This is a genomic window from Aneurinibacillus sp. Ricciae_BoGa-3, from assembly GCF_028421645.1.
Taxonomy (GTDB): domain Bacteria; phylum Bacillota; class Bacilli; order Aneurinibacillales; family Aneurinibacillaceae; genus Aneurinibacillus_B.
Map to the genome: position 1 here is coordinate 521,148 of NZ_CP116887.1, position 13,261 is coordinate 534,408.

General features: G+C 47.6%; 12 protein-coding genes and 1 pseudogene. 8 read left to right on the plus strand and 5 right to left on the minus strand.

Features of this window, described 5'->3' with window-relative positions; genetic code table 11:
- Both spoVAC and hcp read right to left on the minus strand, forming a co-directional pair.
- Positions 1 to 492, minus strand: coding sequence for a stage V sporulation protein AC (gene spoVAC, locus PP175_RS02770; RefSeq protein WP_272441351.1), 492 nt, complete (start codon positions 490 to 492; stop codon positions 1 to 3).
- Between the two features lie 133 nt (positions 493 to 625).
- Positions 626 to 1,924: a hydroxylamine reductase gene (gene hcp / locus PP175_RS02775; protein WP_272441352.1), complete on the minus strand. Its 1,299-nt coding sequence runs from the start codon at positions 1,922 to 1,924 to the stop codon at positions 626 to 628.
- Between the two features lie 130 nt (positions 1,925 to 2,054).
- Between hcp and PP175_RS02780 the strand changes: the two genes are divergently transcribed.
- The 4 genes and pseudogenes from PP175_RS02780 to PP175_RS02795 all read left to right on the plus strand — a co-directional run bounded on the left by PP175_RS02780 (position 2,055) and on the right by PP175_RS02795 (position 5,995).
- The gene (locus PP175_RS02780) at positions 2,055 to 2,522 is read left to right on the plus strand and encodes a structural protein (RefSeq protein WP_272441353.1); all 468 of its coding nucleotides are present in this window, start codon (positions 2,055 to 2,057) and stop codon (positions 2,520 to 2,522) included.
- Between the two features lie 417 nt (positions 2,523 to 2,939).
- Positions 2,940 to 3,431, plus strand: coding sequence for a hypothetical protein (locus PP175_RS02785; protein WP_272441354.1), 492 nt, complete (start codon positions 2,940 to 2,942; stop codon positions 3,429 to 3,431).
- Positions 3,432 to 3,722: 291 nt separating this feature from the next.
- A pseudogene (locus PP175_RS02790) lies at positions 3,723 to 4,133 on the plus strand (L-threonine dehydrogenase); the annotation flags it as partial.
- 227 nt (positions 4,134 to 4,360) lie between these two features.
- Entirely contained in the window at positions 4,361 to 5,995 is a 1,635-nt protein-coding gene (locus PP175_RS02795; protein WP_272441355.1) for an alpha/beta hydrolase domain-containing protein, read from the plus strand.
- Positions 5,996 to 6,084: 89 nt separating this feature from the next.
- On the opposite strand, the gene PP175_RS02800 is transcribed toward PP175_RS02795, so the two are convergent.
- The 3 genes from PP175_RS02800 to PP175_RS02810 all read right to left on the minus strand — a co-directional run bounded on the left by PP175_RS02800 (position 6,085) and on the right by PP175_RS02810 (position 9,412).
- Positions 6,085 to 6,360: a YokU family protein gene (locus PP175_RS02800; RefSeq protein WP_272441356.1), complete on the minus strand. Its 276-nt coding sequence runs from the start codon at positions 6,358 to 6,360 to the stop codon at positions 6,085 to 6,087.
- 12 nt (positions 6,361 to 6,372) lie between these two features.
- Complete coding sequence (ablA, locus tag PP175_RS02805; protein WP_272441357.1) at positions 6,373 to 7,800, minus strand: lysine 2,3-aminomutase; 1,428 nt, start codon at positions 7,798 to 7,800, stop codon at positions 6,373 to 6,375.
- A 187-nt stretch (positions 7,801 to 7,987) separates the two neighbouring features.
- Positions 7,988 to 9,412 (minus strand): sigma-54 interaction domain-containing protein, encoded by a 1,425-nt coding sequence (locus PP175_RS02810; protein WP_272441358.1) that lies wholly within the window; start codon positions 9,410 to 9,412, stop codon positions 7,988 to 7,990.
- Between the two features lie 102 nt (positions 9,413 to 9,514).
- Here PP175_RS02810 and ablB point away from each other — a divergent pair, with 102 nt between their 5' ends.
- From ablB to PP175_RS02830, 4 genes are all read left to right on the plus strand, one after another.
- A complete protein-coding gene (gene ablB / locus PP175_RS02815) occupies positions 9,515 to 10,390 on the plus strand; it encodes a putative beta-lysine N-acetyltransferase (RefSeq protein WP_272441359.1) in 876 nt (291 codons plus the stop codon).
- 134 nt (positions 10,391 to 10,524) lie between these two features.
- On the plus strand, positions 10,525 to 11,895 hold the full coding sequence (locus tag PP175_RS02820) for an aspartate aminotransferase family protein (protein WP_272441360.1): 1,371 nt from the start codon (positions 10,525 to 10,527) through the stop codon (positions 11,893 to 11,895).
- A gap of 14 nt (positions 11,896 to 11,909) precedes the next feature.
- Positions 11,910 to 12,620 (plus strand): CoA transferase subunit A, encoded by a 711-nt coding sequence (locus PP175_RS02825; RefSeq protein WP_272441361.1) that lies wholly within the window; start codon positions 11,910 to 11,912, stop codon positions 12,618 to 12,620.
- On the plus strand, positions 12,590 to 13,261 hold the full coding sequence (locus PP175_RS02830; RefSeq protein WP_272441362.1) for a 3-oxoacid CoA-transferase subunit B: 672 nt from the start codon (positions 12,590 to 12,592) through the stop codon (positions 13,259 to 13,261). Before PP175_RS02825 ends, PP175_RS02830 begins: the two co-directional genes overlap by 31 nt.

A 13,261-nucleotide genomic window follows, 5' to 3' on the forward strand; every position in this document is an offset into this window, starting at 1 on the left:
TTAAGCAACCCCCAATGTGCGAATTACCCATCTTATGAGAGCGATTACGAATGCGGATACGACGCCGAACGTGATAACAGAGCCGGCAAGCTTAAACATATTCCCGCCAACTCCGAGTACGTATCCCTCACTTCGGTGCTCAATTGCACACGATGCAATCGAATTGGCAAATCCGGTAACCGGAACGGCAGAACCGGCACCCGCAAATTGCGCGATTTTATCATACACACCTAACCCGGTAAGCAGGATGGCTATGAAAATCAGCACAGCAGCTGTCGGATTTCCCGCCGTTTTTTCGGTAAAGTTGAAGAAATGAATAAAAAAGCTTTGAATAAACTGGCCAAGAAGGCAGATAAAGCCGCCGACAAAGAAGGCGCGCAGGCAATTTTTAAAGACAGGACGTGCAGGCTCACGCTGTTTCGCAAACGATTGGTATTCAATCTGAGTAGGGGTTAGTTTTTTATTTTTTGCTTTAGCTTTCGCTTTTGCCATAGATTGTTGCTCCTTTCAGCGATGATGCGTTACTTTGTATATTTTTCTAAGAGTGTCATCATTTTATACTTGGGGTCATTCTGGTACAAAAAAAAGGCAGCACCCAATCCGGGTGCTGCCTTGTGTAAACTTATTAGTTTGCAGATAATGCAAGCATAGTAGCCATATCGTCTTGCGCATTATCGATTAGTTTAAGGCCGAATGCTTCCTGAAGAACGTTCAGTACACCAGGTGTGATAAACTCAGGCGCTTTAGGCCCAATGCGGATGTCTTGAATGCCGAGGCTGAACAGGCCGAGCAGGATGGCTACTGCTTTTTGCTCAAACCAGGAAAGCACAATGCTTACTGGCAGTTCATTAACGCTGCAGCCGAACGCGTCTGCAAGAGCAAGCGCAATTTTAACAGTCGAACCTGAGTTGTTGCACTGGCCAAGGTCAATATAGCGTGGAATGTCGGTGCCAGGAACGGTTCCATAATCCACATCGTTAAAGCGGAATTTACCGCAAGAAGTTGTCAGAATTACCGTTTCCGGAGGTAGGGAAGTTGCCAGCTCACGATAGTAGTCGCCGCCTTTGCCAGGTGCATCACAGCCTGCGATAACAAAGAAGCGTTTGATTTTTCCTGCTTTAACCGCGTCGATAATTTCTGGCGCGATTCCCAGAACGGTCTCATGGTGGAAACCTGTTGTAAGCGTCTGATCAGATTCCATGTTTGCTTCAGGTAAAGCTAAAGCTCTTTCAATAAGCGGCGTGAAGTCATCGTTCTCGACTTTTTGTACGCCTTCAAGGCCTGCTACTTCATAAGAGAAGAAGCGGTCAGCGTATGTTCCTTTAATCGGCATTACGCAGTTTGTTGTGGCCAGGATGGCGCCAGGGAATTCCTCAAACAGACGGCGCTGGTCATACCAGGCTTTCCCGATGTTGCCTTTGAGGTGCGGATATTTCTTCAGTTCAGGGTAGCCGTGAGCCGGAAGCATTTCAGAGTGCGTATAAATGTTGATGCCTTTGCCTTCTGTTTGCTTGAGAAGCATCTCAAGGGCGAACAGGTTATGTCCGGTTACAACGATGCATTTCCCTTCGACTTTATTCTGGGTGACTTGCACCGGTTGCGGAATGCCAAGATGTGAAGTATGCGCACGATCCAGTAAATCCATAACCTTGACGGCTGCTTGGCCAACTTTCATCGCCATATCGATGTGTTCCTGCTTGTTGAAGTTGGAATTCGTGAGCGTCATATAAAGAGCTTCATGTGTCGTAGCGTCAACGAACGGATCCGAATAGCCAAGCTGGCGAGCGTGTGTTGCGTAGGCCGCAATACCTTTCAGCGCGAAAATCATGGTATCTTGTAGACTTGCGATGTCTTCATTCTTACCACAAACACCAATTACCTTGCATCCCCCGATTGCTGTTTGTTCGCATTGATAACAAAACATTATATAAGCCTCCCCGTGTTTGAATCGATGTATCATTTGTTCTTATGCTGTAATGATAGCGCAGGGACAGGGGAGTGTATGTGATGTTTATCACTAGAGGGCAAATTGCTGTGGTCGTCGGTTAAGAGTAGTGTTAAAAAACTGGGGGATCGACGACAGGATAAAAGTAGGCGGGACGTTGCACAAAGTCATTCGCCTAGCTAATGACGATAACAACAATGATGAGGATCTGCCATATTGGCAACAGGATACTTGGTTTAAACCCCATGAAGATATCTGGGCGTTGGAAGCCAGAAAATTGGTTCTGGCGGGTAATTGGAAATCCGATATTATTACAAAGGTTAAACAAATAGCTATTCATCAGCTGCTGGGAATGTCCCGTAAGGAAGCGGAGCAAACAATTTCCCAACTGCTGCGTGTAAATATGAATCGCGCCCAACTCATCGTTACCACAGAGACGACTTATGCGTACAATCGCGGTCGTCTTTCTTCATTTCATACGAATGATGTGGATTACGTAAGGTTCTCAGCGGTTATGGAAGCCCGTACCAGCCCGCAGTGCAGAAACCCCGCACGGTTTGATTATGAGGATGGATGATTCGGATTTACCTGCAAATACACCGCCTCGCATGGCCGTTGTCGTTCTATGACGCCTATATACTCAAGTTATCAACCAGAGTTGATTACGCCGGAATCTCTTGATTGGAGTAAAGTTAAACCTTTACCTACAGGATGGAGAACGGGATAAGCTTGCTAACGGATTAACAGCATGATATTAGCCTAGAACTGTCCATTTTGTTTTTAATATATATCTTTAGTTTATCCTCGCCTTCCATCGGCCCGGTATAGTAGCCGAAGCCGTGGTTTTTTTGGCGGTTTGTGTTATATAGTCATAACTAATGCTCTGAGGTAGCTACGGAAGATTTTCAACGAACCGTTAGGATACTTGTCTGCACCACTATAAGGACAACCGAATATTATATAAGAAAATATCTAAGAAGGGAGAATTTTATCGATGAGTAAGAAAAATGATCATAAACATCATAAGAGAACGATTACTACCGGGCCATTTTACGTTTCTAGAGTGACTAACAATGGGGGGCCAAATGACCTCCTTATTATAATTATTAAAAATCCAACTAACCGGACATTGCAAGCCGATTTATCAATCGAAACATGCCTCCCTCCAAGTAGTCCTCCAACAACAACACCGGAAGAGACTAATGAGGTGGCAGTCAACGCAGGCTTCGGAAGGACACCTATACATCCACACCATTGTCTTCGACTAGAAATCCCAATTGCGGCGTTTCAAAATCATGCCCTTCGCGTGACTTCTACCGGTGATTATGAGGTAGGAGAAGATCGCCCAAAACATGGGAAGCTAGAAATCACAGTAATTGGAGGAACAGGAATATTTGGTGGTAGTTCAGGACTAATTACTGCTGATCCTACCTTGTTCTTCCGTTATGGAGATTTCGTCGTTGGAAAAGATGAAGATGACGAATAATTTAAACGTCAGATAGATTCAAAAAATAAATTAAAGTAGTTCCCTATAAGCCGGGGCAACTGCTTTCTTACATCCCTTAAGTCCGATAACACGCATTTTGGTAAACTATGAACCTACCCGCTGCCAGATGTGCCAGAAACGAAGTAGGGCAACGTTTCTCTTGCTCTTTGTGTGCTCTTATACGAATAGAAATTGTAATGGACGTCACGCCGACATATAACTGTCAGATAATGTTCTTTCTCCAGACACAAGTAACTCAAATTTATAAAACAGCAAGTGCTACAATCGGGGGTATTGGCAGGAATGGCATTCAACAATGCAAGGTCTTGGATATATTCACGCGATGGCCCACCAGTTGGGCGGTATGTATGATTTGCCGCATGGCGTGTGCAATGCGATATTACTTCCGCATGTGGAAGAGTATAACGCAAAAGTAGTACCTGAACGATTTGTGGATATTGCTAGAGCTTTGGGAGAGAACGTGGAAGGCATAGAACCAGTGGAAGCAGCTGCAGTTGCTATTCGGGCAATTAAAAAGCTTTCGATTGATGTAGGAATTCCGTCCGGTCTAGCGGAGCTGAACGTAAAAGAAGAGGATTTCCCATTATTGGCCGAGAATGCGATGAAAGATGCATGCGGTATTACAAATCCGAGGCAGCCAACAAAGATGAAGTGATTGCATTGTTTGCGAAAGCGATGTAAAAAACAAAAGGGAGGCGGGAATATTTCCTGCCTCTCTTCTTGTTCTTTCCAACTGTTTTATCTCCTCGGTCATATCGTATCTACTGGTGTTGATTAGAATTTTAATCATATAAATCGGAATATTATGAAATTCACTTTGCGTTTTTGTTTGTAAACGATTACAATTGTGTCAAGAAAGTAACTTTGTTGGAATTCTTAGTTTTATAAAATTATCAAAGGAGGTAAACATGGCTCATAATTTTTCACGAAATTTGAAATGGACTAAGGTGATCGGCTGCCTGATGTTGACGGCTACTGTTGGGACGCTTGGTTTGGGTGGGTCTGCCACGTCTACGAAGGCGGCAGTGTCAGCATCGAATGTCACAACCATTCCACAGGTAGCAGGTCCTATACCCGTCACATATAATTCGCATCCATTCACTGTTGGCGGGACTGACCTGGCAAGTCATGGCTATCGTCTGGATGAGTATTTTATCAGTGGGAAGGCAAATGTGTACGACTGGGGAGCTAATGGCACCGCGGCAACACCACAGGTTCGAACCCCAAACGCACCTTATACTACCCGTATGGTCATCAGGCGCCCCAACAACCCGAGTAAGTTCAGCGGAAACGTATGGGTGGAGCTGAATAACCCATCCAGAGGTTGGGACGTCGAAGTTGAGTGGCCGACCGTACAGGAGAAGGTTCTGCGCGACGGTGACATCTGGGTGGCGTTAACTGTTAAACCGAATGTAATCGCTTCATTGAAACGCATCGATGCAAAGCGCTATGCCCCGCTTTCAATGGCGAACCCGCTTCCTCCTGATAAGCAATCAAGCGGTAAACTTCCTGGAGAAACAGGCTACGATGAGAACCTTTCCAAGCTATACGAGAACGGTCTTGTTTGGGATATTTTAAGCCAAACGGGGGCCCTTATTCGAAGCAAAAGCACTAACAATCCGCTTCATGCGTATGACGTGAAATACGTTTTTGCAACTGGCGAGTCACAAACAGGATTTTTTCTAAACACATATGCAGCAGATTTTGCAGAAAACGCAAAGCTTAAAAATGGACACACGGTTTATGATGGGTTTGTATCGGTTTCCGGGGCTGGTAGGACGGTACCGATTAATCAAAGCGTACCGGACACCGGTGTAAACGACCCACGTAGTCAGTTGCCAAGCAAACATGTACCTTTTATGCGGATCGATTCACAGGGCGACGTATTTCAGCTTGGCAGCTATCTGTGGCGAAGACCAGACAGTGACGCACCTGGAGCCGGTTACCGTATGTATGAAATCACAGGTGCTCCTCATGGTCCCGCCTTCATCGTGAATTATCAGCCATTGGAGGCGGACATCTTAAAAGCAGGTAACCTGCCATCCGATGTACCCTATGCCTACGGGGGCGTTGAACCAAAAGCAAATACTATGCCACGCCAATACATCGAGCCAGCGATGTTCGCAAACATGGAACGCTGGGTTATTAAAGGAATTCGTCCGCCTCATGCTGAACCATTGAGTGTAAAGCAGGGCGTTGGCAAGCAAACTAGTCTTTTCGGTGAAACCATTAATGCCTCGTTCGTGAAGGACCAATATGGAAACGTACTTGGAGGCGTAAGAAGCCCAAGTGTCGATGTGCCCACCGCAACCTACTACGAGTCTGCCACCGCCAAACCGGGGTATCCATTTGCCTGGTCATTTGGTCATCAGGATGACTTCAGAAGCGAAACCCTGCAAAAGATATATGGAGCAGTTGGAACGCATCAAAAATACGTAGCTAAGGTCCAGGCTTCCGTGAAACAGTTGGAGAGCCAGAGGTGGCTTGAACCACAGGAGGGTGACAAAATTATTCAACAAGCGGAGCTGACGCCGATCCCTTAACCATCTAAATAAACACTAAGATGAGAACACCCGTAAGACATGATTGATTGGTCAAGCGGGTGTTCTTCTTAAAAGTAAAAGGAAAAATACTAAGAACCCCTCTGTTCGATCCGCGGAAGCTTCACACGCGGCGCATTCATGAGCTGTTCGTAAGTAAACTTCAGCCCCAGTTGTGTTATATCATTCAAGTACAGTGCATCTTCGATTTTCTGCGTGATCTCCTCAGAGATATAGGCACTGCAATTGTGGCAGACGATTGCCGGAATTTGCAGAATCTCAACTGTCTTCCTGCCATCCGGTGTAATCCAGTAGCAATCCTTTATCCCCTCGCCTGCTTCCTGTTCGCACCAAATGCACAATGCCATAGGTCTCCTCCTTTATCCTTGGTGATCAGGCCCTTTTGCTTTTGCAAGTTTAGCTTTCATCTGGTCGCGCTTTTCCCGGAGGTCTTTCAACGAAGAATGCTCTGCGGCTGCTTGATAGTTTTTCCGTTTGTTCATGCGCCGCAGATTCTCAGGGACCAGGTTGAATTGCTCGTCACGCATAATAGCGGAAATCCCCACCGACTCCGCAGGATTCGTAACGCCATAAAATTCATTGAAGTAGGCGTCAGCCCGGCCCGGGACATAACCCTTCGGCTCAGGATAAGAAGTAATCACACCTTCAAAGTTGCGCAGCACCACTTTTTCCGGGCTCTGCGAAATCATGTAGTTTGGCTGCAGCGAAATCTTTCCGCCGCCCCCCGGCGCATCTACAACAAATGTCGGAACGGCATAGCCGGATGTATGCCCCCGCAGCCCTTCAATGATTTCCAGCCCTTTTGAAACGGGCGCCCGGAAATGGCCGATTCCCTCCGATAAATCACACTGATAGATGTAATACGGCCGAACCCGGATTTTTACCAGCTCGTGCATGAGCTTCTTCATAATTGGTACGCTGTCATTAATTCCAGCCAGAATAACCGATTGATTACCGATGGGGACACCTGCGTTCGCCAGCATTTCACAGGCTTTTTTGGCTTCGGGTGTAATCTCAAGCGGCGTATTAAAATGAGTGTTCAGCCAAACAGGGTGGTACTTCTTCAAAATATTACACAGATTCTCCGTGATGCGCTGCGGAAACACAACAGGCGCGCGGGTCCCGATCCGAATAATTTCAACATGCGGGATCACCCGCAAGTTTTTTAGCACATACTCAAGCACAGTGTCATTAATTAGGAGGCCGTCTCCGCCAGATATCAGCACATCTCGTACTTCAGGGGCACTTCGAATGTAGGCGATAGCCGCATCAAGCTGTTTCTTCGGAACGCCCATTCCAACCTGGCCTGAGAAGCGGCGGCGCGTACAATACCGGCAGTACATGGAGCATTGGTTTGTCACCAGGAAAAGCACGCGGTCAGGATAGCGATGGGTTAATCCGGGAACCGGAGAGTCTTCGTCCTCGTACAGCGGGTCTTCCAAATCGTATTTCGTCTTCAACATTTCAGCAGATATCGGTACCGACTGCATGCGTACCGGGCAGCGGGGATCGTCGGGATTCATGAGATTGGCATAGTAAGGTGTAATATTTAGTGGAATGGTCTGTGTTGAGATGCGCACGCCTTCCTCTTCTTCCGGGGTAAGATTCACTACTTGTTTTAATTCTTCTACTGTTTTTATGGTATGGGTTAACTGCCAGAGCCAGTCATTCCATTGTTCATCCGTTACATCTTTCCACAAAAGTACGCGGTGGAAGTCGCGGGATATGACAGGGGTCGGCAGGCAGGCTCCAGCAGGCTGGTTTACGTCTCGTTCCAGTAAGCTCATGTACGGGAACCTCCTTAAGATGGTTTTATTTGCTTATTACAATAGCAATTTTCGTGCCAGTTTTTAGCCGCTTATATATAAAAAAAGAGAAGGAATATCCCCTCTCTTTTGGTGCGAGTACAGACAACTAAATTAAATTCCTGCAAAATATTCGGCAGGTTAAAAATTTCCTGCGCAAAAAATTTGGCTATAGGCGGTATTTCTTTAGCTTGTATTGCAGCGACTGCCGCTTTACCTGTAAGAACTCTGCGGTTCGGCTGATATTGCCCTCGCATTGACGCAGCGCATCCTGAATGATTTCGCGTTCGATTTTTTCCGTAATCTCAGTCAGGTTGATAGGGGTGGCAATTGAGCTTTGCGGCATGAAATCTAACAGTTTTTCTGGATGCATGGTTGCCAATATTACAGGGGATAAGGGGAGGTGCTCAGGTTCTATCCATTCTTCGCCTGCCTCAAGCATATGGAAAGCTGATTCGATAGAGTGGCTGAGTTCACGGATATTTCCTGGCCAGGGATACGCCAGTAGCTGGTTCATCGCAGAGTCGCTAAAACCCTTCACCTGTAGGCCGAATGCCTCGTTAAACTTGTTCATAAAGTGCTCAGCCAGCAGCGGAATATCTTTCTGTCTCTCGGAAAGGGGAGGAAGTTCAATATTGACCACATTCAGGCGGAAAAATAAATCGCTGCGGATAATGCCGCCGCTAACCGCATCCTTCGCCGGGATGTTCATAGCTGCCAGAATGCGGACATCAACCGCCTGCTCATTCATGCTGCCAATTCTCCGTATTTTTCCATCCTGCAAAACGCGCAGAAGTTTCGCCTGCAGCTGCAGGTCCAGGCTGTTTATCTCATCAAGTAACAGCGTGCCCCCGTTTGCCTGTTCAAAAATTCCCGGCCGGTCTATTGCACCTGTGAAGGCACCTTTTGTTGTACCAAACAGCAGTCCCTCCATTAAATCACCCGGCATCGCGGCACAGTTCTGGGCGATAAACGGTTTATTCCGCCTGATACCGGCATTGTGAATGCTCTGGGCAATTAATTCTTTTCCGGTTCCGGTTGCTCCCGTGATCAGGACAGGAGAGGCAGAGCGAGCTGCTTTTTTTGCTAGCGCGATTGCCCGGGCAAACAGCGGGCTTTCTCCGATTAAATCGTAAAACTGGTAACCGGTGGATTCACTTTTCTTGCCTCTGGTATTCTTCTGGACCAGCTGCTGGCGAAGCTGCAACACCTGGTCATGTAAATGTACAACCCGGGTAATGTCCTCCGCCAGTTCAACTGCACCCATTATATTCCCGGCCTGTTTAATAGGATACGTGCTGTTTATCGACGTAATTTGCTTGCCTTTGCTGTTTACATACGTCTGGACTTTATCAACAATTTCCTCACCCGAATGGAGGACGCGTATTAGCGTACTGCTTTCGTTTGTCAGCGAAGGGAACAGATGGAAGATGTTACGGCCCACTACATTTTCCTGTTCAAATCCGTCAATCTCAGCCATTCTCTTGTTGTAGAAGACTGTCGTGCCATCACTGCTGATAATATGGACCCCCACATTTACGATGCCAAGCAGCCATTCAAAATGAGCGGACGTTAGAGCTGACAGAGTAGACACGTGTAATCACCCTTATTTAATAAAATTAATGGTCGATATGCCTGTATGGCACTAAATTTGCATAAAGAATAAGATAAATCCCAAGGTTCAGGAGGCGTATCAATGTCGGCCATAAGCAATGGTTATTATACGAACTGTGTGCAGAGCGGGCCTGATTTTACTATGGATGTCTGTCTGGACACTTTTAATGAGAGATTACGGGTGGATGACTACCAGGGGAGCCTTGCGTCCATCGATAGCAAAGCACAGGATATGTGCGCGCAATATGCCTTTACAAAAATTTTCATCAAGTCGCGCCAGGAAGACTTGATGTATTTTCTCTCCAGGGGTTATATGCTGGAAGCTATCTTTAAAGGGTATTTCAATGGAAGCGATGCTTACAGTATGGCGAAATACTTCAGCCCTGAGAGAAGAACAAGTGATTATTGGATACAGGAGGATCACATCCTTAAGCAGGTTTTAGAGCTCCCCGGTAAACGGAACTCCGATGTGGTGACGGCTCCTTATCGCATGAGGATGGCCGTCGAACAAGATGCCGATAGGCTGGCGAATTTGTACAATTTGGTTTTTCAGGTGTACCCCACCCCTATGAATGACCCGCAATACATCCGGAAGATTATGCAGCAAGGTACGGTTGTTTATTTGATAGAGACAGGAGATGCCATTGTAAGCGCCGCATCGGCCGAAATTAACGAGGTGTATCACAATGCTGAAATGACGGACTGTGCGACGCTTGCAGAACACAGAAAGCACGGGTTGATGCGCCTTCTTATTCTTGCGCTCGAGAATGAGCTTCGCACTCGCCAGATTTTTTGCGCCTATTCGCTTGCGCGGGCCCTGTCGTTCGGCATGAATGCGGTTTTTCACCAGCTGGGATATCTATACAGTGGCCGGATGACAAAGAACTGCAGAATAGTTGATAAATATGAAGACATGAGTTTGTGGGTGAAAGATCTGTCAAAACCCGCCCGCATTTAATGGGCCGCCCCATGAATATACTTCCTGTATAAAAAGTATACCTTTTATTAATTGAAAAATTCGAATATTTTTCTGTATCAATGAATGAACCTGATATCTCTCCTAAAATATCGCCGCGGAAAGGATGAAAGATCGTGAATATCCAAGGGCATGTAATAAAGCCGGTGCTGGGTAAAGAGTATCCAACCGTATCGTACGGACAGGGTATCTACTTATACGACACAGCTGGAAAAGAGTACCTGGACGGGTGCTCTGGGGCCGTTACCGCCAATATTGGGCACGGGGTACAAAGAGTAGCAGATGCTATGTTTGAACAGGCGCAGAAAATTTCGTTTAGCTACCGCTCGCAATTCACAAGTGAACCGGCGGAAAAGCTCGCGGCCAAACTTGCTGCATGGTCTCCTGGAAACTTAAATTCCGTGTTTTTTGTAAACAGTGGATCGGAAGCAACGGAGACCGCTATGAAAATTGCAATTCAGTACTGGCAGGAGCAGGGGAGATTCAGCAAAACCAAAGTGCTCTCCCGCTGGATGAGCTACCACGGTATTACGATGGGTGCCCTTTCGATGTCTGGCCATGTTCTGCGACGGAAACGGTTTGTGCCGCTGCTCCATGAATGCCCGTCTATTGAGCCGCCGTATTGTTATCGCTGTCCCTATAGCAGGACGTATCCAGGCTGCGGGCTGCAGTGTGCAGCTGAGCTGGAAACAGCGATTCATAGAGTGGGGGCTGAACATATTGCAGCGTTTATCGCCGAGCCCATCATTGGGGCTGCAGGGGGCGCGGTGACCCCGCCGCCTGATTACTACAAGCGTATTAAAGACATATGCGCCGAGTATGACATTCTTTTTATTGCCGATGAAGTCATGACAGGCATTGGTAGGACAGGAAAAGAATTTGGCATCATGCATTGGGAAGTGGTACCGGATATTATGGCACTGGGCAAGGGCATGAGTGCAGGTTACACGCCAATGGCTGCCGTTCTGGTGAGCGACACGATTATGAAGGTCATTCATAATGGTTCCAAATCGATTATGTCGGGGCATACGTACAGCGCAAACCCGCAATCTGCTGCTATTGCGCTTGCCGTAATGGAGTATATAGAAGAGAACGATTTAATCGCCAACGTAAAAGAAATGGGTGAGTATTTACTGGAAGCACTGAATAGGCTTAAGAAAAAGCACAGCTGTATAGGCGACGTACGCGGCAAAGGGCTGCTTTGTGCGCTTGAATTTGTTGAGGGTAAGCATTCCAAGCAACCGTATGATCTCTCGCTTTCCTTTACGGACCGCCTAATAGCCAGAGCATTCGAGAACGGACTGTTAATCTACAACGCGGCAGGCGGGATAAACGGCCAGGCGGGAGATGCCACCATTGTTGCGCCTCCTTTTGTGATTACGCGCGAACAAATCGATCGGCTTATCAGTCTGCTTGATCAGTCTATCTGTGAACTAGCGGCTGAACTAGCTGACAGGTCCGGACCCGGAACTGATCAGACAGTCTGATTGGAGGAGAACGTATGACTATTCAAGTATTCACATCAAAGGTTGTGGAAGTGAAGCAAGCCATCCAGCATATTGTGGACGGAACACGCCTCATGTACGGGGGATTTGGCGGAGTCGGAAATCCGCCCACACTTATCCATGCGATCCTCCAAAAAGGGGTGAAGGATCTCCACTTGATTGGCAATGATACGGGTTTCCCTGATATCGGCATTGGCCGCCTGGTGACAGCAGGGCGTGCGCAGTCTCTTATTACTTCCCATATTGGTTCTAACCCCAATGCCGGCCGCATGATGACAGAGGGCAAACTGCAGGTCACCTTCTACCCGCAGGGCACGCTGGCAGAAAAAATTCGCGCGGGAGGCATGGGATTAGGTGGCATACTTGTTGATGTTGGACTGGGCACGATCGTTGAAGAAGGCAAACAGAAGATAGATATAGAGGGCACGGTCTATATGGTGGAACCGGCTCTTACTGCGGAAGTCGGTATTATCCATGCAAAAAAAGCGGATGAGTACGGCAATCTTATCTATGACAAGAGCGCCCGCAACTTTAATCCACTCGTGGCGATGGCAGCGGACATTACGATAGCTGAAGTGGATGAGATTGTCCCGGCAGGCGAGCTGGATCCGGAAGCCATTGTTACGCCGGGCATTTATGTGGATTACATCGTCAAAAGTGAAGGGGTGAACTGGAAATGGGCGTGGGAGCCGAACAGCGAACGTTGATTGCCAGGCGGGCAGCCCGCGAGATTGAACCGGGCATGGTCGTAAACCTTGGGATTGGCATCCCAACTCTTGTCGCGGATTACATACCGAATGGCTATGGCGTGATGTTTCATGCGGAAAACGGTATTTTGGGCACCGGGCCCAGCCCGGCTGCCGGCAAAGAAGACGAGAACCTGTGCAATGCAGGCGGGTTTCCCATTACCATCGTTCCGGGTGCTTCCTATTTTGACAGCACCCTAGCTTTTGGCATGATCCGCAGGGGATTTCTTGATATTACCATCCTCGGTGCGCTTGAAGTAAGTGAGAAAGGGGATCTGGCCAACTGGATTGTGCCAGGCAAGCGAGTCCCCGGCATGGGCGGTGCGATAGAGCTCGCCCAGAAGTCCAAAAAAGTGATTGTGCTGATGAACCATACCAGCAAGGCCGGCGAACCCAAAATTCTGCAGCGGTGCTCGCTTCCTCTGACGGCGGTTGGCTGTGTCGATTTGATTATTACGGAGCGGGCTGTGATGGAAGTTAAGCAAGATGGGCTTCATCTACTAGAGGTGATGCATCCGTATACAGTAGAACAGGTTCTGGCCTGTACGGCCGGGCAGCTTATTCTGGAAGGCGATATTCCTACTATCGGAGGTGCCAGTTAA

What these genes read in the sequence shown, in the direction of transcription:
- PP175_RS02825 (WP_272441361.1), top strand. Translation starts at nt 11,910, where the DNA reads ATGACTATTCAAGTATTCACATCAAAGGTTGTGGAAGTGAAGCAAGCC.
- PP175_RS02800 (WP_272441356.1), bottom strand. Translation starts at nt 6,360, where the DNA reads ATGGCATTGTGCATTTGGTGCGAACAGGAAGCAGGCGAGGGGATAAAG.
- PP175_RS02785 (WP_272441354.1), top strand. Translation starts at nt 2,940, where the DNA reads ATGAGTAAGAAAAATGATCATAAACATCATAAGAGAACGATTACTACC.
- PP175_RS02830 (WP_272441362.1), top strand. Translation starts at nt 12,590, where the DNA reads ATGGGCGTGGGAGCCGAACAGCGAACGTTGATTGCCAGGCGGGCAGCC.
- ablB (WP_272441359.1), top strand. Translation starts at nt 9,515, where the DNA reads ATGTCGGCCATAAGCAATGGTTATTATACGAACTGTGTGCAGAGCGGG.
- PP175_RS02795 (WP_272441355.1), top strand. Translation starts at nt 4,361, where the DNA reads ATGGCTCATAATTTTTCACGAAATTTGAAATGGACTAAGGTGATCGGC.
- hcp (WP_272441352.1), bottom strand. Translation starts at nt 1,924, where the DNA reads ATGTTTTGTTATCAATGCGAACAAACAGCAATCGGGGGATGCAAGGTA.
- spoVAC (WP_272441351.1), bottom strand. Translation starts at nt 492, where the DNA reads ATGGCAAAAGCGAAAGCTAAAGCAAAAAATAAAAAACTAACCCCTACT.
- ablA (WP_272441357.1), bottom strand. Translation starts at nt 7,800, where the DNA reads ATGAGCTTACTGGAACGAGACGTAAACCAGCCTGCTGGAGCCTGCCTG.